16 protein-coding genes and 1 other RNA gene are annotated in these 20,081 nt (G+C 60.2%); 8 read left to right on the top strand and 9 right to left on the bottom strand.

Going from position 1 to position 20,081, the window contains the following annotated elements:
• Positions 1–136 precede the first annotated feature (136 nt).
• From sufE to sufA, 6 genes are read right to left on the bottom strand one after another with little or no spacing between them, the layout of a single operon-like run.
• Positions 137–553 carry a cysteine desulfuration protein SufE gene (gene sufE / locus ATE40_RS07780; RefSeq protein ID WP_019455999.1) on the bottom strand — a complete coding sequence of 139 codons (417 nt, stop codon included), beginning with the start codon at positions 551–553 and terminating at the stop codon, positions 137–139.
• 36 nt (positions 554–589) lie between these two features.
• A complete protein-coding gene (gene sufS / locus ATE40_RS07775) occupies positions 590–1,816 on the bottom strand; it encodes a cysteine desulfurase SufS (protein ID WP_063919357.1) in 1,227 nt (408 codons plus the stop codon).
• Positions 1,813–3,099, bottom strand: a complete 1,287-nt coding sequence (sufD, locus tag ATE40_RS07770) for a Fe-S cluster assembly protein SufD (protein ID WP_019456001.1) — start codon at positions 3,097–3,099, stop codon at positions 1,813–1,815. Before sufD ends, sufS begins: the two co-directional genes overlap by 4 nt.
• Complete coding sequence (sufC, locus tag ATE40_RS07765; protein WP_004931365.1) at positions 3,074–3,820, bottom strand: Fe-S cluster assembly ATPase SufC; 747 nt, start codon at positions 3,818–3,820, stop codon at positions 3,074–3,076. Before sufC ends, sufD begins: the two co-directional genes overlap by 26 nt.
• Positions 3,821–3,863: 43 nt before the next feature.
• Positions 3,864–5,360 carry a Fe-S cluster assembly protein SufB gene (gene sufB, locus ATE40_RS07760; protein ID WP_025159702.1) on the bottom strand — a complete coding sequence of 499 codons (1,497 nt, stop codon included), beginning with the start codon at positions 5,358–5,360 and terminating at the stop codon, positions 3,864–3,866.
• Positions 5,361–5,374: 14 nt separating this feature from the next.
• Positions 5,375–5,746: a Fe-S cluster assembly scaffold SufA gene (sufA, locus tag ATE40_RS07755; protein ID WP_019456003.1), complete on the bottom strand. Its 372-nt coding sequence runs from the start codon at positions 5,744–5,746 to the stop codon at positions 5,375–5,377.
• A 527-nt stretch (positions 5,747–6,273) separates the two neighbouring features.
• Here sufA and ATE40_RS07750 point away from each other — a divergent pair.
• Complete coding sequence (locus ATE40_RS07750) at positions 6,274–6,678, top strand: hypothetical protein (RefSeq protein WP_019456004.1); 405 nt, start codon at positions 6,274–6,276, stop codon at positions 6,676–6,678.
• 45 nt (positions 6,679–6,723) lie between these two features.
• Here ATE40_RS07750 and menI read toward each other — a convergent pair whose 3' ends face one another.
• A complete protein-coding gene (gene menI, locus ATE40_RS07745; RefSeq protein WP_019456005.1) occupies positions 6,724–7,140 on the bottom strand; it encodes a 1,4-dihydroxy-2-naphthoyl-CoA hydrolase in 417 nt (138 codons plus the stop codon).
• Positions 7,137–10,193 carry a D-2-hydroxyglutarate dehydrogenase YdiJ gene (gene ydiJ / locus ATE40_RS07740; RefSeq protein WP_063919356.1) on the bottom strand — a complete coding sequence of 1,019 codons (3,057 nt, stop codon included), beginning with the start codon at positions 10,191–10,193 and terminating at the stop codon, positions 7,137–7,139. The genes menI and ydiJ overlap by 4 nt, the downstream gene beginning before the upstream one ends.
• A gap of 245 nt (positions 10,194–10,438) precedes the next feature.
• On the opposite strand from ydiJ, the gene ydiK reads away from it, so the two are divergent.
• A complete protein-coding gene (gene ydiK / locus ATE40_RS07735) occupies positions 10,439–11,539 on the top strand; it encodes an AI-2E family transporter YdiK (RefSeq protein WP_019456007.1) in 1,101 nt (366 codons plus the stop codon).
• A gap of 257 nt (positions 11,540–11,796) precedes the next feature.
• Positions 11,797–11,906: antisense sRNA RprA (rprA, locus tag ATE40_RS07730), an RNA gene on the top strand.
• 109 nt (positions 11,907–12,015) lie between these two features.
• Here rprA and ppsA read toward each other — a convergent pair.
• A complete protein-coding gene (ppsA, locus tag ATE40_RS07725) occupies positions 12,016–14,394 on the bottom strand; it encodes a phosphoenolpyruvate synthase (protein WP_063919355.1) in 2,379 nt (792 codons plus the stop codon).
• Positions 14,395–14,852: 458 nt separating this feature from the next.
• On the opposite strand from ppsA, the gene ppsR reads away from it, so the two are divergent.
• The 5 genes from ppsR to ATE40_RS07695 all read left to right on the top strand — a co-directional run bounded on the left by ppsR (position 14,853) and on the right by ATE40_RS07695 (position 20,038).
• Complete coding sequence (ppsR, locus tag ATE40_RS07715) at positions 14,853–15,713, top strand: posphoenolpyruvate synthetase regulatory kinase/phosphorylase PpsR (RefSeq protein WP_049239973.1); 861 nt, start codon at positions 14,853–14,855, stop codon at positions 15,711–15,713.
• Between the two features lie 196 nt (positions 15,714–15,909).
• The gene (locus tag ATE40_RS07710; RefSeq protein WP_004931381.1) at positions 15,910–16,956 is read left to right on the top strand and encodes a 3-deoxy-7-phosphoheptulonate synthase; all 1,047 of its coding nucleotides are present in this window, start codon (positions 15,910–15,912) and stop codon (positions 16,954–16,956) included.
• Positions 16,957–17,061: 105 nt separating this feature from the next.
• Entirely contained in the window at positions 17,062–17,547 is a 486-nt protein-coding gene (locus ATE40_RS07705; protein WP_019456010.1) for a glutathione peroxidase, read from the top strand.
• Between the two features lie 171 nt (positions 17,548–17,718).
• Complete coding sequence (hemP, locus tag ATE40_RS07700) at positions 17,719–17,901, top strand: hemin uptake protein HemP (protein WP_063919354.1); 183 nt, start codon at positions 17,719–17,721, stop codon at positions 17,899–17,901.
• A gap of 94 nt (positions 17,902–17,995) precedes the next feature.
• On the top strand, positions 17,996–20,038 hold the full coding sequence (locus tag ATE40_RS07695) for a TonB-dependent hemoglobin/transferrin/lactoferrin family receptor (protein WP_063919353.1): 2,043 nt from the start codon (positions 17,996–17,998) through the stop codon (positions 20,036–20,038).
• The last annotated feature ends 43 nt before the right edge of the window (positions 20,039–20,081 follow it).

Genomic DNA, 20,081 nt, shown 5'->3' with positions numbered 1-20,081 from the left:
CAACGAAACGTCAACGGATAAGCTGCTGAAATATCACTGAATTGGGAGTGCTGTCTGGGGGGAAACGGCGGATTGTAAAGACTCATTGACAAAGCGAAGGTATCAATGAGTCTGCCAGGTCGAGGGGGGTTGAGGCTCAGGCCAGCTGCGCGGCTTTACTGCGAATGGCACGAATCATCGCTTCCAATCCCTGGGAGCGCGAAGGCGTCAGATGTTGGCTGAGCGCCAGCTCGGCGAAAAACGGCCGCACATCGAGAGAGACTATCTGCTGTGGCGTCAATTGACGATAGAGAATAAACACCACCGCCAGCAGCCCTTTGACGATCGCAGCGTCGCTGTCGCCATGAAACTCGACCTGCCCCTGCTCATCGCGGCGCATCACGATCCATACCTGACTTTGACAGCCGGAGATCAGGTTGCCGGCCTGACGCTCGGCCTCGTCCAGCGGCGGCAATTTGGCGCCGAGTTCAATCACGTACAGGTATTTCTCCTCCCAATTCAAGCAGCGGGAGAAATTACGCACCAATTTATCTTTGTCCGGCAAATTCGCCATGGGGATCCTTTTGTACCGCCGGGGACACGCCCCGGCCTAGCCTAATAGCTGATGAATGCGTTGCAGCCCGGCCACCAGCCGGTCCACCTCTTCCCGGGTATTATATAACGCCAGCGAAGCGCGGCACATGCTCGGCACCTGATAAAACGCCATCAGCGGCATGGCGCAATGGTGGCCGGTGCGGATGGCGATGCCGTACTGGTCGAGGAAGCTGCCGACATCATAGGCGTGATGCTCTCCCAGATTGAAGGCGATCACCCCGGCGCGATGAGCCGGGCCATAGATTTTCAGCGTCGGCACCTGCTTGAGCGCCTCAAGCGCGTAGTGCATCAGCGACTGTTCATAATCGTGGATCGCATTCAGCCCCAAGGCCTCGACGTAATCGAACGCCGCCCCCAGTCCCATGATGCCGGCGGTGTTCGGCGAACCGGCCTCGAAGCGCCACGGCGGATCGGCGAAGGTGGTGCCTGCCGTCAGGCTGACCTGACGGATCATCGAACCGCCCCCTTCCCACGGCGGCATCTGCTGCAACAACGCCTGGCGCCCATACAGCATGCCGATGCCGGAAGGGCCATACAGCTTGTGGCCGGAAAACACGTAGAAATCGCAGTCCAGCGCCTGAACATCGACGCGTTGGTGCATCACCGCCTGCGCGCCGTCCACCAATACCGTCAGATCCGGCGCCAGGGCTCTGGCGCGAGCGATGATCTCGCGCACCGGGTTGACGGTGCCCAGCACGTTGGACACCTCGGTCAGCGCCAGCAGTTTACAGGATGCATCGACCAGCTCCGGCAGCCGCGCCAGATCCAGCGTGCCGTCCGGCTGCAGCGGCCAAACCCGCAGCTGCAGCCCGCGTTCCTGCGCCAGCATCTGCCACGGCACGATGTTGGCGTGGTGCTCCATCTCGGTGATGAGGATAGCGTCGCCCGTCTGCAGCAGGTGGCGGCCGAAGCTGTTGGCCACCAGGTTGATGCCTTCGGTGGTGCCTTTAACGAACACCATCTCTTCCGCCGACGCGGCGTTGATAAAGCGCGCCGCCTGTTCCCGCACCGCTTCCATCTGCTGAGTCGCCTCGGCGCTCAGAGTATGGATGCCGCGATGCACCGCCGCATAGCCGTGGCGATAGAAATCCAGCTCGCGGTCGATCACCGCCTGCGGTTTCTGCGCGCTGGCGGCACTGTCGAGATAGGCCAGCGGTTGGCCGTTCACCTCACGCGCCAGCAGCGGGAAATCGCCGCGCACGCGTTCAATCGGATAACTCATGCGGCCTCCCCCGGCAGGCGCTGGGCGATGCGCGCCAGCACACGTTCCCGGATGATGTCGTTGGCAATACCTTCGGTCAGCTCGGCGGCGAAGGCGAAGATGATCATCTGCTGCGCCGCATGCTTGTCGATGCCGCGCGACTGCAGATAGAACAGCTGCTCTTCATCGATGCGCCCCACGGTGGCACCGTGACTGCACTTGACGTCGTCGGCGTAGATCTCCAACTGCGGTTTGGTATCCACTTCCGCCACCTTACCCAGCAGCAGGTTATGGTTGGTCATCTGGCCGTCGGTTTTGATCGCGTGCTTGGCCACTTTGATCATGCCGTTGAACACCGCCTTGCCGCGATCGCTGACCACGGTTTTATGCAGCTGACGGCTTTCGCAATAGCCCTTGTTGTGTTCCAGATAGGTGCGGGTATCGCAGATCTCTTTGCCCACCGGCAGCACCAGGCTATTGATCACCAGATTGGCGCCCTCGCCGTTCAGCTGCGCGCTGGTGTTGTGGCGCGTCAGGCCGGCGCCCAGCAGGAAGCTGTCGCTTTTCACTCGCGCGTCGCGGCCGATGACCAGATCGTTATGGGCGAAGTGGTAGCTTGGCTGGCTCTCAAACGCCAGCTTGCAGTGCAACAGCCCGGCGTTGTCCGCCACGTTGGCGGTCAGGCGCGCGCCGGTAAAGTGCGCGGCTTCGCCCAGGCTGACATAGTGTTCGATCACTTCCGCCTCGGCCCCGCGCCCGATCTCCAGATGATGGCGATGATGCACGGTGTTCACTTCCCCGGCACCGCCGCGTCCGCTGCTGATATGCAGCAGGTACAGCGGCCGCGCGGGGGCTTTGCCGGCGGGCAGGCGGATCAGGCTGGTTTCCTGCGCCAGGCTTTCGGTCAGGTGCAGGAAGACCTCCGGTTGGATCGGCTCCGGCAGCGCCTGCGGCGTGCCGTAGGCGGTCAGCTCAAACTGGTAGTCGCCCAGGTCGCCATCGCTGAGCGCGGCACTGTAGCGGCCGTCGATGAACACCAGCCGACAGGCGTCGATGCCAAGCGCCAACGCATCGGCCTGCTCGGCGGTTACCGGCGCGGGCTGCGGCTCGAGGAATTGCTGCTCCAGCAGGCCTTCCAGCGGCGTGTATTTCCAGTTCTCATGCTTGCGCGTCGGCCAGCCGAGCCGCAGCGCCTGCTGCCAGTGCGCCAGCGCATGCGGTGAACGCTCGCCGCCGCGCCCTTCGAACAGGCGATACAGCTGCTGCAGCGCGTTTGAATTACTGTTGGTCGGTAAGCCAGCCATAGCCCTGCTCCTCCAACTGTTTCACCAGCGAGAAATCGCCGGATTTGACGATGCGCCCCTGCGACAGCACGTGCACGTAATCCGGTTTGATGTAGTCCAGAATACGCTGGTAGTGGGTGACGATGATAAAGGCGCGCTTGCCGTCACGCAGCGAATTGACGCCGTTGGCGACGATCTTCAGCGCGTCGATGTCCAGACCGGAGTCGGTTTCATCGAGAATGCACAGATCCGGCTCCAGCGCCGCCATCTGCAGAATATCGTTGCGCTTTTTCTCGCCGCCCGAGAAACCGACGTTGACCGAACGGGTCAGCAGATCGGCCGGCATATCCAGCAGCGCGATCTTCTCTTCGATGAAATCGGCGAAGTCAAAGCGATCCAGAGGCTCCTGTTCGCGGTATTTGCGCACCGCGTTGACCGACGTTTGCAGGAAAAAGTGGTTGCTGACGCCGGGGATCTCCACCGGGTACTGGAAGGCCAGAAACACGCCTTCGCCGGCGCGATCTTCCGGATCCAGCTCCAGCAGGTCCTTGCCCTTGAAGGTGACTTCCCCTTCAGTCACTTCGTACTCTTCACGCCCGGCCAGCGTGGCGGACAGCGTACTCTTGCCCGAGCCGTTCGGGCCCATGATGGCGTGCACTTCGCCCGGTTTGATCTCCAGATCCAATCCCTTGAGGATCTCGTTGCCTTCCACGCTGACTTTCAAATTCTTGATGCTTAACATGCTGTGTCCTCAGATAGCGCCGACGGCGCTAAAAATGCGGCGATTAGCCCACGCTGTGTTCCAGGCTGATGGCCAAAAGTTTCTGCGCCTCGACGGCGAACTCCAGCGGCAGCTCGGAGAAAACGTCCTTGCAGAAACCGTTGACGATCATCGAAATGGCGTCGTCCTCGCTGATGCCGCGCTGCAGGCAGTAGAACAGCTGGTCGTCGCCGATCTTCGAGGTGGTGGCTTCGTGCTCCAGCTGAGCGCTGTTGTTGCGCGCTTCGACGTACGGGAACGTGTGGGCACCGCTGTCCGGCCCGATCAGCATCGAGTCGCACTGGGTAAAGTTACGGGCGTTTTCCGCCCCCGGCAGGATTTTCACCAGGCCGCGATAGGTGTTCTCGCTGTGGCCGGCGGAGATGCCTTTGGCGATGATGGTCGACTTGGTGTTTTTGCCGATGTGGATCATCTTGGTGCCGGTATCCGCCTGCTGATGGCCGCTGGTCAGCGCCACCGAGAAGAATTCGCCGATCGAGTTGTCGCCCTGCAGGATCACGCTCGGGTATTTCCAGGTGATGGCCGAGCCGGTTTCCGACTGGGTCCAGGACATTTTCGAACCGGCGCCTTCACACAGCGCGCGCTTGGTGACGAAGTTGAGGATGCCGCCCTTGCTCTCGCCGCCGGAGAACCAGTTCTGCACCGTCGAGTATTTCACTTCGGCGTCTTTATGCAAGATCACTTCCACCACCGCCGCGTGCAGCTGGTAGCTATCGCGCACCGGGGCAGAACAGCCCTCGATGTAGCTGACGTAACTGCCTTCGTCGGCGATCAGAATGGTGCGCTCGAACTGGCCGGTTTTGGCGGCGTTGATACGGAAATAGGTCGACAGCTCCATCGGGCAACGCACGCCCTTCGGCACGTAGACGAAGGTGCCGTCGGAAGCCACCGCGGCGTTCAGCGCGGCGAAGAAGTTATCGTTGGACGGCACCACCCGCCCCAGGTATTGGCGCACCAGATCCGGGTACTCCTGGATCGCTTCGCCGAACGAGCAGAAGATCACCCCGCTCTCCGCCAGTTTTTCACGGTAGGTGGTGGCGACCGAGACCGAGTCGAAGATGGCGTCCACCGCCACCTCGCTGCCCTCGCGTACCGGCACGCCGAGCTGGTTGAACGCCAGCTCCACTTCGCTGGTCAGGTAATCTTTTTCCGTCGCCGCGCCCGTTTGCTGCTCGGCGCCGGGTTGCGAACCGCAGGCGTCGTCGCAGCTGCCGCAGGACGGCGCCGAATAGTAACTGTAGTCCTGGTAGTTCAGGCGATCGTAATTGGCCTTCAGCCAGTGCGGTTCTTCCATCTGCAGCCAGGCGCGATAGGCCTCGAGGCGGAATTCCAGCATCCACTCGGGTTCGTTGCGCTTGGCCGAGATGGCGCGCACTACCTCTTCGTTGATGCCCTTGGCCAACTCATCGGTTGCCAGCTGGGTGAAGAAGCCTTCTTTGTAGCGACCTTCGCTGACCCAAGCCTGCACTTCATTAGGCATTTCTACATTGCTTCGTGTCATGTTGATTGCATCGCTCAAACGCCAAAACTCTCGCCGCACCCGCAGGCATGCTGAGCTTTAGGGTTGTTGAATTTGAAGATCTGGTTCAGCCCTTCACGGACATAATCGACCGTGGTGCCATCGATAAACGGCATCGCCTTCAGCGGCACATACAGTTTGGCGCCGTCGCGCTCAAACAGCAGATCGTCATCGGCGGGGTCGCGGGTCAGATCCAGCACATAGGCAAAGCCGGCGCAGCCGGATTGTTTCACCCCTAGCTGCAGCCCTTTCACCTGCGGATCCTGCTGCATCAGTTTCGTTATTTGTCTTACGGCGCTGTCGCTGAGCGAAATGCCTTGCCAGACATTTTCATCCAGAGAAAAAGTGCCGACATTTTCCGTTTGCATAGGGTCTACCTCACACTCGTGTTTAGCCACAGCCAATCTGGGTTGCTTATATGTTAGTGATAACGATTATCACTTCAACCGTTTGTTTTGCGGGGGTATCCGCCGCGAGCGCGGTTTTTCGCTGCGGCGCGCGGCAAGCCAACGGGACATCCGTGGCGGCTTGCGGCGTCAGGCGGCAAGGTGTGCATGCTATCCCTATGAATTTGTTATCTATCCTGCATCACCGTACCGCACTCCCCGGTGGCCCGTCAGCGTTACAGCGCCACGGTGCGTTGCCGTTCTAAACATTCATAGAAAATACCTATTTCTGCATTCTGTCTGTCGTAAATGTGCGTTTATCGGCATTTCTCGCCCTGTGCGGACTGAGAGGCTGCTGATTAAAGTTTAGTCGCTCTGGATCAAGTTGGGCCGCCGAGGGCCAATTGCCACCCTGCACAACAAAAAAACGCCGTATCGGGGATTGATCGGCAACGCGGCAGTTTATATGATAATGATTATCATTCAATTTGAATTTGAGCGCGAAGCCAATGACTCTTACGATCAACGCATGGTTGCTGGGCAAGATTGACGAATACAAATTCAGCGTGCGCGACGCCACGGTGGACTTTTATATGGCCGAAGCGGCGCTGCGACGCCCGGAATGCAATATTGATCATCTGAAGCGATACAACAGCGTCAGCCTGACCATGGCCAATCTGTGCCTGGAGAACGGCGACGACGACAGCTACCTGCACGCGCTCAGCAAGCTGCACAACCGGCTGATCGTCGAGATCAACAATCCGCAGCGCTGCCAGCTGTTTCGGGTGCAAAGCTACCACTTCGCACGCCACACGCTGACGCTGATCTGCCAAAAATATGCGATGGAAGGCACCTGGGAGAAGGCGAACGCGTTTCAGAAGGACTTCGTCAAACGCGTGCCGTTTCAACTGTAAAGCGATGCGTTCCGCAGGCCGCTGGCCTGCGGAAGCCGACGGGGATCAGTCGATGACCGCCGTGGTCAGACGCGAGGTGCAGCACAGCCGGTCGCGCGCGTCGAAGATCTCTATCTGCCACACCTGATGGCGGCGGCCCACGTGCAACGCACGGCACACCCCGCGCACCTGCCCATCGAACACCGCGCGCAGGTGGTTGGCGTTGATCTCCAGCCCCACCACTTTCTGCTCGCCTTCGCTGCACAGGTAGCCGGCCATCGATCCCATCGATTCCGCCAGCACCACCGACGCTCCGCCGTGCAACAGCCCGAACGGCTGCCGGGTACGGCCATCGACCGGCATGGTGGCCTCGAGGAAATCCTCGCCCATCTGGGTAAACTCGATGCCCACATGGCTGACCATGCAGCCGTCACCGGCGCGGTTCAGCTGCTCCAGCGATGTTTCACGTTTCCACAATTTCACTCAATCATCTCCAGAAGTGCCTGTAATGGGTGGCGCACGCCATTGCCCTCGATGCGTTTCACCTGGCTGCGGCACGAATAGCCGGTCGCCAGGCAGCGCTGCCGCGGCAAACGCTGCAGCGTCGGATGCCATGATAGCTCATAAATGCCGAGCGAGTTTTGCAGGTTCTTGGCTTCGTGGCCGTAAGTGCCCGCCATGCCGCAGCAGCCGACGCTGACGTTCTCCAGTTTGGCGCCGAAGCGGGCGAAGATCGCCGCCCACTGTTGGCCGCTGGCCGGCAGCGCGGTAGTTTCGGTGCAGTGGCCGAACAGATACCAGGGCTCGCCGGTCGCCGGCTGTTCGGCGCGATCCGCGATCCGCTGTTGCAACCATTCATGCACCAGCTGCACCTGGAAATCGCCGCGCTCGGCGCCGAGGATCTCGCGGTATTCGTCGCGGTAGCACAGCACCAGCGCAGGATCGACGCCCACCATAGGCATGCCGAGCTGCGCCACGCGGTTGAGGAAATCGGCGGTTTTGCGTGCGGTGCGGGCAAAACGCGTCAGGAAACCTTTCACATGCTGCGCCTTGCCGTTCGGCGAGAACGGCAGCAGCACCGGTTTATAGCCGAGCTTCTCCACCAGCCGCACGAAATCCGCCACCACTTTGGCGTCGTAATAGCTGGTGAACGGATCCTGAACGATCAGCACGTGCTCTGCGCGTTGCTCGGCGCTCAACCCTTCCAACTGCTCCAGCGTCAACGTGGTCGCGCGGTGGCCGGACAGCTGCTGACGCAGCGTCGGGCTGGACAACAGCGGCAGATCGACCATGCCGATGGCGTGGCGGCTCATCTCCCGCAGCCACGGCTGGCGGAAGAAGAAGTTGAACACCTTCGGCGCGCGGGCCATCAGCGGGGTGTAGCTCTCCACGCCGGCGACCATGTAGTCGCTCACCGGGCGCAGATAGCGGGTGTGGTAGAGCTGCAGGAAGCGCGAACGGAACCCCGGCACGTCAATCTTGATCGGGCACTGGGTGGAGCAGGCCTTGCAGGCCAGGCAGCCGGACATCGCTTCTTTCACTTCTTGCGAGAAGTCATACTCGCCTTTGCCGGCGTGCCAGCTGTTGCGGGTCTTTTCGATCACGCCGCGCAAGCTGAGGCGCTGCTGCGGCAGCTGTTTCTCCAGCGCCAGCGGATCCACGCCCTGCTCGGCCAACAGACGCAACCACTCGCGCACCAGCGTCGCCCGCCCTTTCGGCGAATGAATGCGGTTGCCGCTGATCTTCATCGACGGGCACATCGGGCTGCGCACGTCGAAGTTGAAACACAGGCCGTTGCCGTTACACTCCAGCGCGCCGCGGAACGAGGTGCGCACCTCGACCGGGATCTGGCGATCGAAAGTGCCGCGTTTGACCGCATCCACCTGCATCATCGGCGCATCCACCGCCAGCGGCGCACAGATCTTGCCCGGGTTCAGGCGGTTATCCGGATCGAACGCCGCCTTGATGCGGCGCAGCTCCTCAAACAGCGTTTCCCCGAAGAATTCAGGGCTGTATTCCGCACGGAAGCCTTTGCCGTGCTCGCCCCACAGCAGGCCGCCGTATTTGGCGGTCAGCGCCACCACCCGATCGGAGATCTGTTTCATCAGCACTTCCTGCTGCGGGTCGCACATGTCGAGCGCCGGGCGCACGTGCAGCACCCCGGCGTCGACGTGGCCGAACATGCCATAGCTCAGGTTGTGCTCGTCGAGCAGTTGACGGAACTCGACGATATAGTCAGCCAGGTGCTGCGGCGGCACGCAGGTGTCCTCGGCGAACGGAATCGGCTTGGCGCGCCCTTTGGCGTTGCCCAGCAACCCGACCGCTTTCTTGCGCATGTTGTAAATGCGCTCGATGCCCGCCAAATCGCCGCAGATCTGGTATCCGATCACGCCGCCCTGCCGCTGTGCGATCAATTCGTCCAGCCGTTGGCACAGGGCCTCCATCTGGCCGTCGATCAGCGCCCGATCGTCACCGGCGAACTCGACGATGTTCAGCCCGAGCATCTCTTTGTCCGGCACGTCGGCGATCAGCTCGTTCACCGAGTGCCAAACGATATCTTCACGCGCCAGGTTCAGCACCTTGGAGTCGATGGTTTCCACCGACAGCGCCTTGGCTTCGACCATAAAGGGCGCATTGCGCAGCGCCGAGTCGAAGGAGTCGTACTTTACGTTGACCAGGCGACGCACCTGCGGCAGCGGCGTGATGTCCAGCCGCGCTTCGGTGATAAAGGCCAGCGTGCCTTCGGCACCGGTCAGAATGCGCGTCAGATCGAAGGTTTGCAGATCGTCGCTCAGCACATGGCGCAGGTCGTAGCCGGTGAGGAAACGGTTGAGCTTGGGGAATTTTTCCAGGATCAGCGCGCGCTGCTCGCGGCAGCGGTTCAGCACCGTGCGATAGATGCGCCCTTCGGCAGTCTCTTCCAGAGCAATCGTTTCCGCCAGCGTCGTCGGCATGGCACGGGTATCGATCATCTCGCCGCCCAGCAGTACCGCCCGCAGGCCCAATACGTGATCGGAGGTTTTGCCGTACACCAGCGAGCCCTGGCCGGAGGCGTCGGTATTGATCATGCCGCCCAGGGTAGCGCGGTTGCTGGTGGAGAGTTCCGGCGAGAAGAAGTAGCCGAACGGCCGCAGATATTGATTCAACTGGTCCTTGATCACCCCGGCTTCGACTTTTACCCACCCCTGTTCGACGTTGATCTCCAGAATGCGGTTCATATGGCGCGACATATCGACCACGATGCCGGTATTGAGCGACTGGCCGTTGGTGCCGGTGCCGCCGCCGCGCGGGCTGAAGGTCAGCGTTTTGAAGCGTTCTTCACCCGCCAGGCGGGCGATCAGCGCCACATCGGCGGTGGAACGGGGAAACACCACCGCATCGGGCAACAGCTGATAGATGCTGTTGTCGGTGGCCATCGTCAGCCGGTCGGCGTAGCTGGTGGCGGTATCGCCGTTGAATCCGTTTTGCTTCAGTGCTTCCAAAAAGTCGAGCACCCGTTGAACGAGGCCGGGCGCCTGAGAAATCTGTGGGATCATTCGCTTTTTTGACCCTGTCCGTCTATTTTTTATGCGCTGATGTACGCTGAATCGGGCCTTTAATTCAGACCCACCCTATTTTTTAGTGACACTAAAAACTAACATACTCGTTTAGTGAAGGCATTCACATTATTACCGCCCTGCGAGCGCCGCCACAGGCGGCCGCCCGGCGGTGAGAAACCGACCGACAGGCACCCCGATTCGCCGGTGCCAGGGATTCAATTGACCAGGATGAGAAGCCACTGATGCCACTCCCGCAATCGCGTTACGACTTACCGCGAATTATTTTCGGCGTGCTGTTTATCGCCATCATGATCGTCGCCTGTTTCTGGGTGATCCAACCGTTTATTCTCGGCTTCGCCTGGGCGGGCATGGTGGTGATCGCCACCTGGCCGCTGCTGCTCAAACTGCAAAAGCTGCTGTGGGGCCGCCGCTCGCTGGCGGTGCTGGTCATGACCCTGCTGCTGATCTTGCTGTTCATTCTGCCCATCTCCCTGCTGATCAGCAGCGTGGTGGATAACAGTGCGCCGCTGATCGCCTGGGCCAGTTCGCCGGGCAAACTGCATATTCCCGATCTCGCCTGGCTGCAATCCGTACCGATGATCGGCGACAAGCTTTATACCAGCTACCACACGCTGGTTAACGCCGGCGGCGCCGCGCTGCTGGCGAAGGTACAACCTTACTTCGGCCAGACCGCCACCTGGTTCGTGGCGCAGGCGGCGCATATCGGCCGTCTGCTGCTGCACTGCGCGCTGATGCTGCTGTTCAGCGCCTTGCTTTATGCGCGCGGCGAGCAGGTGGCGTTGGGCATCCGCCACTTTGCGGTGCGCCTTGGTTCTGAGCGCGGCGATGCGGCGGTGCTGCTGGGCGGCCAGGCGATCCGTGCGGTGGCGCTGGGCGTAGTGGTGACGGCGCTGGTGCAGTCGGTGCTGGGCGGCATCGGTCTGGCAGTGAGCGGCATTCCGGCCGCCACCCTGCTGACGATGCTGATCTTCATCTGCTGCGTGGCGCAATTGGGGCCGCTGTTAGTGCTGGTGCCGGCCATCATTTGGCTGTACTGGCACGGCGACACCACCTGGGGCACCGTGCTGTTGGTCTGGAGCTGCGTAGTGGCCACGCTGGATAACGTGCTGCGCCCGGTGTTGATCCGCATGGGTGCCGATCTGCCGCTGCTGCTGATCCTGTCAGGCGTTATCGGCGGCTTGCTGGCCTTCGGCATGATTGGCCTGTTCATCGGCCCGGTGGTCCTGGCGGTGTCTTATCGCCTGCTGACCGCCTGGATGGATGAAGCGCCGGAGCCGACCACCGCGCCGGAGCAAGTGATCGAAGAGCTGGAAAAACGCTAATTCCCCCTTCCGCCCGCATCGTCGGGCGGAATTTTTCGCCCACGCATTATTCCTACCTCATTCGGGTAATATCCCTGTCGAATATAAAGCCGTTATATATTGATTAAGACGCAACGAATAAAAGGTGCAATGTAAATCCCTGTTTTGTTGCACGCCGAAAAAAGAGAGAACGCCCGCAAATAAAATATGATGCCGCTATTGATTAGGATGATTCTTAATGACTAGTGGCGTTCAAAAATTTAGTATTATGGCCATCTATTGCTTCAAATCACTGATTTTAAAGCAACCTTTCTGAACAATGTAATGCCATACATGTGAATTGCTGTGTGTAGTCTTTGCCCATCTCCTACGGTGGGCTTTTTTTTATTCTTTTTTCGCCAAGTTGATTATTTTACGCGCCGTTATTTACATTCAGAAATAAAAAGGCCGCAGCGTAAACTGCGGCCTGGCGTTTATGCCTTAGCGGTGCCGAGGCATTATTTCTTCTTCGACAAATTGATCCAGGTCTGCACCACGGTGTCCGGATTGAGCGACAGGCTGTCGATGCCCTGCTCCATCAGCCACTCGGCGAAGTCTTCGTGGTCGGAAGGCCCCTGGCCGCAGATGCCGACGTATTTGCCGTGGCGCTTGGCCGCCTGAATCGCCATCGACAGCAGCGCTTTCACCGCCTCGTTGCGTTCGTCGAACAGCTCCGACACCACGCCCGAGTCGCGATCCAGCCCCAGCGCCAGCTGTGTCATGTCGTTGGAACCGATGGAGAAGCCGTCGAAGTGCTCCAGGAACTGATCCGCCAACAGCGCATTGGACGGGATCTCGCACATCATGATCACTTTCAGCCCGTTTTCGCCGCGCTTCAGCCCCTGACGCGCCAGTTCGGCCACCACCGCTTCCGCCTGCGCCACGGTACGCACGAACGGCACCATGATTTCGACGTTGGTCAGCCCCATTTCGTTACGCACGCGTTTCACCGCCTCGCACTCCAGCGCGAAACAATCGCGGAAGCTGTCGGCCACGTAGCGGCCGGCGCCGCGGAAGCCCAGCATCGGGTTCTCTTCGTGCGGTTCATACTTGTCGCCGCCCACCAGGTTGGCGTACTCGTTGGATTTAAAGTCGGACAGGCGCACGATCACGCGCTTCGGCCAGAAAGCGGCGCCCAGCGTCGCGATGCCTTCAGTCAGACGGCCGACGTAGAACTCGACCGGATGATCGTAACCCTGCATCAACGCGCGGATCTCGTTTTGCAGCGCCGGCGTTTGCTGATCGAACTCCAGCAGCGCGCGCGGGTGCACGCCGATCATGCGGTTGATGATAAATTCCAGCCGCGCCAGGCCCACGCCTTCGTTCGGCAGGCGCGCGAAGTCGAAGGCGCGATCCGGGTTGCCGACGTTCATCATGATCTTCAGCGGCAGCTCAGGCAGTTCGGTCACTTCGGAGCTCTGCACGCTGAAGTCCAGCATATCGCTGTAAACGAAGCCGGTGTCGCCTTCCGCGCAGGAAACGGTAACTTTCTGGCCGTCTTTCAGCACGTCGGTGGCGTGGCCGCAGCCCACCACCGCCGGAATGCCCAGCTCGCGCGCGATGATAGCCGCGTGACAGGTGCGCCCGCCGCGGTTGGTGACGATCGCGGCGGCCTTCTTCATGATCGGTTCCCAATCCGGGTCGGTCATGTCGGTCACCAGCACATCGCCCGGCTGGATACGATCCATTTCGCTGATGTCGTGGATCACTTTCACCGGGCCGGCGCCGATACGGTGGCCGATGGCGCGGCCTTCCACCAGCACCGGGCTGGAGCCGTTCAGCTGGTAACGTTCCATGGTCTGCTCGTTGGAGCGTACGGTTTCCGGGCGCGCCTGCACGATCAGCAGCTTGCCGGTATGGCCGTCTTTCGCCCACTCGATATCCATCGGGCGGCCGTAATGTTTTTCGATCAGGATCGCCTGCTGCGCCAGCGCCTGCACCTCGTCATCCGTCAGCGAGAAACGGCTGCGCTGCGCTTCCGGCACGTCTTCGATGCGCACCTGCTTACCGTGATCCTGCGACGGCGCGTACACCATGCGGATCTTTTTCGAGCCCAGATTGCGGCGCACGATCGCCGGCTTGCCGTTCTGCAGCGTCGGTTTGTGCACGTAGAACTCATCCGGGTTCACCGCGCCCTGCACCACCATCTCACCGAGACCGAAAGCGGAGGTGATGAACACCACCTGATCAAAGCCGGACTCGGTGTCGATGGTGAACATCACGCCCGAGGAGGCCAGATCGGAACGCACCATGCGCTGCACACCTGCCGACAGCGCCACGCCGCGGTGGTCATAGCCCTGGTGTACGCGATAAGAGATGGCGCGGTCGTTGAACAGCGACGCGAACACGTGCTTGATCGCCACCATCACGGCGTCGATGCCCTGCACGTTGAGGAAGGTTTCCTGCTGGCCGGCAAAGGACGCGTCCGGCATATCTTCCGCCGTGGCGGAGGAGCGCACGGCAAAAGAGGCTTCAGGCTCGCCGTCGGCGAGCTGTTGGTAAGCCTGATGAATTTCACGCTCGAACTCGGCGTGGAACGGCGTGTCGATCACCCATTGGCGGATCTGGGCGCCGGCCTTGGCCAGCTGTGCAACGTCGTCAACGTCAGTCTGATCCAGTAACTGATAGATGCGCTGGTTAACACCGCTTTGTTCGAGAAAATCGTTAAACGCCTGCGCGGTGGTGGCAAAACCGTTTGGCACGGCCACGCCCAAATCGGAAAGATTGGTGATCATTTCACCGAGGGAGGCGTTTTTGCCGCCGACACGGTCAACGTCGTGCATGCCAAGCTGGTTGTACCAAAGCACATTACGCAAGTCTGGGCCATTGTTGGACATCGAGACAATCCTTATTGCTATCAGTAGGGTAAAGACGGATTTAATTCGCTTGCTTTACGGCGCCGCTAACACGGAGCCGAATCAGACTAGCACACTGATCTGGGGAAAATGGAAAGGTGAATCGATCAACCCACTGAAGAAAGTGGTTTTTAAGAGAATGTCCTAACCGGCTGATTTGGCTGGGAACCGTTCCCAATCGCACGAAAAGCTTAGTTCTCAACAAATTACGCTCTTTTTAAACTTCTGTTTTAATGACCGCGCAAACGCTACCGTTTTTGTTGAAAATAGCGGCAAATTTGCGTTTCAGATGCAAAGCGTCGTTGCACCGCGATTTTTACCGCCGCCAGGGCGCGCTTTTTTTCACCTGCCGCCGAAAGGCGGTTTACCGCCCTGCCGTCACAATTTTTTCCCTCGCCCCTTTACCGACGGATCCTCTGCGGCCCATGATATTGGCAGTGATGACAGCAGGAACACCGTTTTCAGGTAAGGAGCCTCGGGTGGAAAGAAGCGTTTTTTATATTTCTGATGGTACGGCGATCACCGCCGAAGTGCTGGGACACGCGGTGCTGTCGCAGTTTCCGGTCACGGCGACCACGTACACCCTGCCGTTTGTCGAAACCGAGGCGCGCGCTCGCGCAGTTCGCCAGCAAATCGATGATATCTATAATGAAACTGGCGTGCGCCCGCTGGTGTTTTACTCCATCATCTCGCCGGAAGTGCGCGACGTGATCGTTCAGAGCCAGGGCTTCTGCCAGGATATCGTGCAGGCGCTGGTCGGCCCGCTGCAGGGTGAGCTGGAGGTGGAGCCGACGCCGGTGCCGAACCGCACCCACGGCCTGACCGCCAGCAACCTCGGCAAGTACGACGCGCGCATTGCCGCCATCGACTATACCCTGGCACATGACGACGGCATTTCGCTGCGCAACCTCGATCAGGCGCAGGTGATCCTGCTCGGTGTGTCGCGCTGCGGCAAAACCCCCACCAGCCTCTATCTGGCGATGCAGTTCGGCATCCGCGCCGCCAACTATCCGTTTATCGCCGACGATATGGACAATTTGCACCTGCCGGCCTCGCTGAAACCGTTTCAGCATAAATTATTCGGCCTGACCATCGATCCAGAGCGCCTGGCGGCGATCCGCGAAGAACGGCGTGAAAACAGCCGCTACGCTTCACTGCGCCAGTGCCGCATGGAGATCGCCGAGGTCGAGGCGCTGTTCCGCAAAAACCAAATCCGCTACCTCAATACCACCAACTATTCGGTCGAAGAGATCTCCACCAAAATCCTCGATATCCTCGGCATGAGCCGCCGCATGTTCTGATCTTTCCCTCGCGGGGCCGTCGCGCCCCGCCACCTGCCGTTTATTTCAGCAGCAGCTGATTTTTTGTGCTTTTTTTCGCGGCTTTGATCAACAGAACGCAATCTCTACGGTTGAATTCAGCGCTTTTTGCGTTATTGTGATCGCCATCACTTCCCGGCACTCCTGCCGCAGAGAAGAACAGTTTCCAGGGAACAACATGCACAAAACAGATGAACTGCGGACCGCGCGCATCGACAGCCTCGTCACGCCGCAAGCGTTGGCAGACAAGCTGCCGATCTCGGCTGCCGTCGCCGATAACGTGACAGCGTCACGCAAACGCATTGAAAAAATCCTCACCGGCGAAGATCGCCGCCTGCTGGTGGTGATCGGCCCCTGCTCCATTCACGATCTCGACGCCGCCGTCGATTACGCCGGCCGGCTGAACGCCCTGCGCGAACGTTACCAGGACCGCCTGGAGATCGTGATGCGCACCTATTTCGAAAAACCGCGCACCGTCGTTGGCTGGAAAGGCCTGATCTCCGATCCGGCGCTGGACGGCACTTTCCAGGTGAACCGCGGCATCGAAATGGCGCGCCGCCTGCTGCTGGAAGTGAACCAGCTCGGCCTGCCGACCGCCACCGAATTCCTGGACATGGTGGTCGGCCAATATATCGCCGACCTGATCAGCTGGGGCGCCATCGGCGCGCGCACCACCGAAAGCCAGATCCACCGTGAAATGGCCTCGGCGCTCTCCTGCCCGGTCGGCTTCAAAAACGGCACCGACGGCAACACCCGCATCGCCATCGACGCCATTCGCGCGGCGCGCGCCGGGCACATGTTCCTGTCGCCGGACAAACATGGTCAGATGACCATCTACCAGACCAGCGGCAACCCGTACGGCCATATCATCATGCGCGGCGGCAAGACGCCGAACTACCACGCCAGCGATATCGCCGCCGCCTGCGACAGCCTGCGCGAGTTCGATCTGCCGGAACACCTGGTGATCGACTTCAGCCACGGCAACTGTCAGAAAATGCATCGCCGCCAGTTGGAAGTGGCCGACAACGTCTGCCAGCAGATCCGCGCCGGCTCCGCCGCCATCACCGGCGTGATGGCCGAAAGCTTCCTGGTGGAAGGCACGCAGAAAATCGTCGCCGGCCAGCCGTTGACCTATGGCCAGTCGATCACCGATCCTTGCCTGAGCTGGTCCGACAGCGAACAGCTGTTGGCGATGCTGGCGGATGCGGTCGATAGCCGTTTCTAACGCCGTACAGGCCGGGGCCTTGCCCCGGCTTTATTCATCCCGACCTGCTCATCTATACTGATTGCAACGCTTTAGCACCCGCCGAAATGCACTGGGAGCCCCGGCATGATTCACTCTCTGTTATCCATTCCCTGCGTCACGCTGCAGGGCGAGCAAAAAACGCTGGGCGATTTCCCGGCGCGCGCTTACCTGGTGGTCAACACCGCCAGCAAGTGCGGCTTCACCCCGCAATACCGCGGGCTGGAAAATCTGTGGCAATACTATCGCGAACGCGGGTTGATGGTGCTCGGCTTCCCCTGCAACCAGTTTGGTTCTCAGGAACCCGGCAGCCCGCTGGAGATCGCCAACTTTTGCAGCCTCAACTACGGCGTCAGCTTTCCGCTGTTCAGCAAAATAGAGGTCAACGGCCCCGGCGCGCACCCGCTGTTCAATGAGCTGAAACGCCTGGCGCCCGGCATTCTCGGCAGTCGCCGCATCAAGTGGAACTTCACCAAATTCCTGCTGACCGCCGACGGCCAGCGCGTCACGCGTTTTGCGCCTATCACCAAACCCGAGCGTCTGTTCGACCGTATCGAAACCCTGCTGAAATAATCCTCTTTTTTTGCGGGCCGAACGCGCTCGGCCCGCCGCCAGATGCCCATACGGCAAAAAGGTTCCATCGGTAAGAAAATTTTCCTTGATGTAACCTTTCCTTCACATGATAATGATTCTCAGTTTGATATTAATTACCATTTAATGGTCTGTTTTATAAGCACAATGATGATGGATACAGCCAACACGCCTACCCCCGCCGCCGCGGCCCCGAACGAGCACAGCGCAAACGCGCCGCCCAGCTACGACAGCACACAGCTGCTCGGCGCCGACGGCATCGCGTTCATTACCCATCAGGGCCAGCGCTATCAACTGCGGCAGACTAAAGCCGGGAAATTGATCCTGACCAAATAACCACAGAATCCTCAAACGCCAGCCACCCCGATCTTTTGATCCAGGCAGCCAGCAAATCTATTGATATGTTTTATTACATACGGAGAGTTGCACCATGCCTCTGACATTTTCCACCCGGCTGCGTTTTTCCGCTTTGAGTCTGGCGATTGCCTGCGCTCTGCCTACGGTGGCCTTGGCACAAAACACCAGCACAACATCTTCTTCCAACGCGGCGCAGGCGAAAAAAGCCAAAGCCGCCGATGAGACCATGACCGTGGTCGCCACCGGTAACCAACGCAGCAGTTTTGAAGCGCCGATGATGGTCACGGTGATCGAAGGCAATTCGCCGGAAAGCCAGACCGCCACCTCCGCCGCCGATATGCTGCGGCGCGTGCCGGGCATCACCGTCAACGGCACCGGGCGCAGCAACGGCCAGGATGTGACGATGCGCGGCTATGGCAAGAACGGCGTGCTGACGCTGGTCGACGGCATTCGCCAGGGGACCGATACCGGCCACATCGGCGGCACCTTCCTCGATCCGGCGCTGGTGAAGCGCATTGAAATCGTGCGCGGCCCCTCTGCGTTGCTGTACGGCAGCGGCGCACTGGGCGGCGTTATCGCTTACGAGACCGTCGATGCCGCCGATCTGCTGCTGCCGGGCCACGATACCGGGTTCCGCGTCTACGGCACCGCCGGCACCGGCGATCACAGTCTGGGCATGGGCGCCAGCGCCTACGGCAAGACCGATAACCTCGACGGCCTGCTGTCGTTCGGCACCCGCGACGTCGGCAATCTGCGCCAGGGCAACGGTTTCGACGCCCCTAACGATGAAACCATCAGCAACGTGCTGGCCAAAGGCACCTGGAAGATCGACGACAACCAGTCGCTGAGCGGCGATCTGCGTTATTACAACAACGACGCCCAAGAGCCGAAAAACCCGCAAACGCCGGGCAACTCTAGCGACAACCCGATGACTAACCGTTCCACCATCCAGCGCGACGCCGCTCTGAGCTATAAGCTCAAGCCGGTCGGCCAGGATTGGCTGGACGCCACCGCCAGACTGTACACCTCGGAAGTCAAAATCAACGCGCACAACGCCGGCGTGACCGACGAATTCCGCAAGCAAACCACCAACGGCGGCAAGCTGGAAAACCGCACGCGCCTGTTCGCCGACAGTTTCGCGTCGCACCTGTTGACCTACGGCTCCGAGGTTTATCAACAGAAACAGCAGCCGGGCGGCGCTACCACCAGCTTCCCGCAGGCCAAGATCAACTTCGCCTCCGGTTGGCTGCAGGATGAAATTACGCTGCGCGACATTCCGGTCACCGTGCTGGCCGGCACTCGCTATGACGATTATAAGGGCAGCAGCCAGGGCCATGATGACGTCAAGGCCGACAAATGGTCTTCCCGTGGCGCGCTGAGCTACTCGCCGACTGACTGGCTAATGCTGTTCGGCTCCTATTCCCAGGCCTTCCGCGCCCCAACCATGGGCGAGATGTACAACGATTCGCGCCACTTCCCCGGCAACTATTGGGTGCCTAACCCGAATCTGCGGCCGGAAACCACCAGCACCACCGAAGCCGGTTTCGGCCTGCGCTTCGACGATCTGCTGATGGCGGATGACAGCCTGCAATTCAAGGCCAGCTATTTCGACACCGACGCCAAGGACTACATCAGCCTGTACGTCACCCGCACGCAAACCGCTTCAACCAATATCTCCCGCGCCAAGATCTGGGGTTGGGACACCTCGCTTAACTACCAGACCCAGTGGTTTAACTGGGATCTGGCCTACAACCGTACGCGCGGTAAGGACAAGTCACGCAATGGCGAGCTGAACGCGAAAAGCGGCGATTGGCTGGCCGACATCAGCCCGGACACCGTCACCAGCTCGCTGGACGTGCCGTTGGGCGAAACCGGCCTGTCCGCCGGTTGGGTCGCCACCTTCGCCGAACGCGCCACCCGCGTACAAGCCGGGTCTCCAGAACAAGGCGGTTACGGCGTCAACGACTTCTATCTGAGCTACAAGGGCCGCGACCGCCTGCAGGGCGTCACCACCACCGTGGTGCTGGGCAACGCCTTCGACAAAGAATATTACTCGCCGCAGGGCGTCCCGCAGGATGGCCGCAACGCCAAACTGCTGGTCAGCTACCAGTGGTGATCATTTGACTATCTGGCGGACACCGACGTGTCCGCCGTTCGCA

This window comes from Serratia surfactantfaciens, from assembly GCF_001642805.2.
GTDB classification, from domain to species: Bacteria; Pseudomonadota; Gammaproteobacteria; order Enterobacterales; family Enterobacteriaceae; genus Serratia; species Serratia surfactantfaciens.
The sequence above is the reverse complement of the archived record's forward strand: the minus strand, read 5'-3'. Positions and strand labels throughout refer to the sequence as shown.

Coding starts and splice junctions, on each gene's coding strand:
- ydiK (WP_019456007.1), top strand. CDS start 10,439: ATGCCACTCCCGCAATCGCGTTACGACTTACCGCGAATTATTTTCGGC.
- ATE40_RS07750 (WP_019456004.1), top strand. CDS start 6,274: ATGACTCTTACGATCAACGCATGGTTGCTGGGCAAGATTGACGAATAC.
- sufC (WP_004931365.1), bottom strand. CDS start 3,820: ATGTTAAGCATCAAGAATTTGAAAGTCAGCGTGGAAGGCAACGAGATC.
- ATE40_RS07710 (WP_004931381.1), top strand. CDS start 15,910: ATGCACAAAACAGATGAACTGCGGACCGCGCGCATCGACAGCCTCGTC.
- ATE40_RS07705 (WP_019456010.1), top strand. CDS start 17,062: ATGATTCACTCTCTGTTATCCATTCCCTGCGTCACGCTGCAGGGCGAG.
- sufE (WP_019455999.1), bottom strand. CDS start 553: ATGGCGAATTTGCCGGACAAAGATAAATTGGTGCGTAATTTCTCCCGC.
- ppsA (WP_063919355.1), bottom strand. CDS start 14,394: ATGTCCAACAATGGCCCAGACTTGCGTAATGTGCTTTGGTACAACCAG.
- sufS (WP_063919357.1), bottom strand. CDS start 1,816: ATGAGTTATCCGATTGAACGCGTGCGCGGCGATTTCCCGCTGCTGGCG.
- sufA (WP_019456003.1), bottom strand. CDS start 5,746: ATGCAAACGGAAAATGTCGGCACTTTTTCTCTGGATGAAAATGTCTGG.
- ydiJ (WP_063919356.1), bottom strand. CDS start 10,193: ATGATCCCACAGATTTCTCAGGCGCCCGGCCTCGTTCAACGGGTGCTC.
- sufB (WP_025159702.1), bottom strand. CDS start 5,360: ATGACACGAAGCAATGTAGAAATGCCTAATGAAGTGCAGGCTTGGGTC.
- ATE40_RS07695 (WP_063919353.1), top strand. CDS start 17,996: ATGCCTCTGACATTTTCCACCCGGCTGCGTTTTTCCGCTTTGAGTCTG.
- hemP (WP_063919354.1), top strand. CDS start 17,719: ATGGATACAGCCAACACGCCTACCCCCGCCGCCGCGGCCCCGAACGAG.
- sufD (WP_019456001.1), bottom strand. CDS start 3,099: ATGGCTGGCTTACCGACCAACAGTAATTCAAACGCGCTGCAGCAGCTG.
- ppsR (WP_049239973.1), top strand. CDS start 14,853: ATGACAGCAGGAACACCGTTTTCAGGTAAGGAGCCTCGGGTGGAAAGA.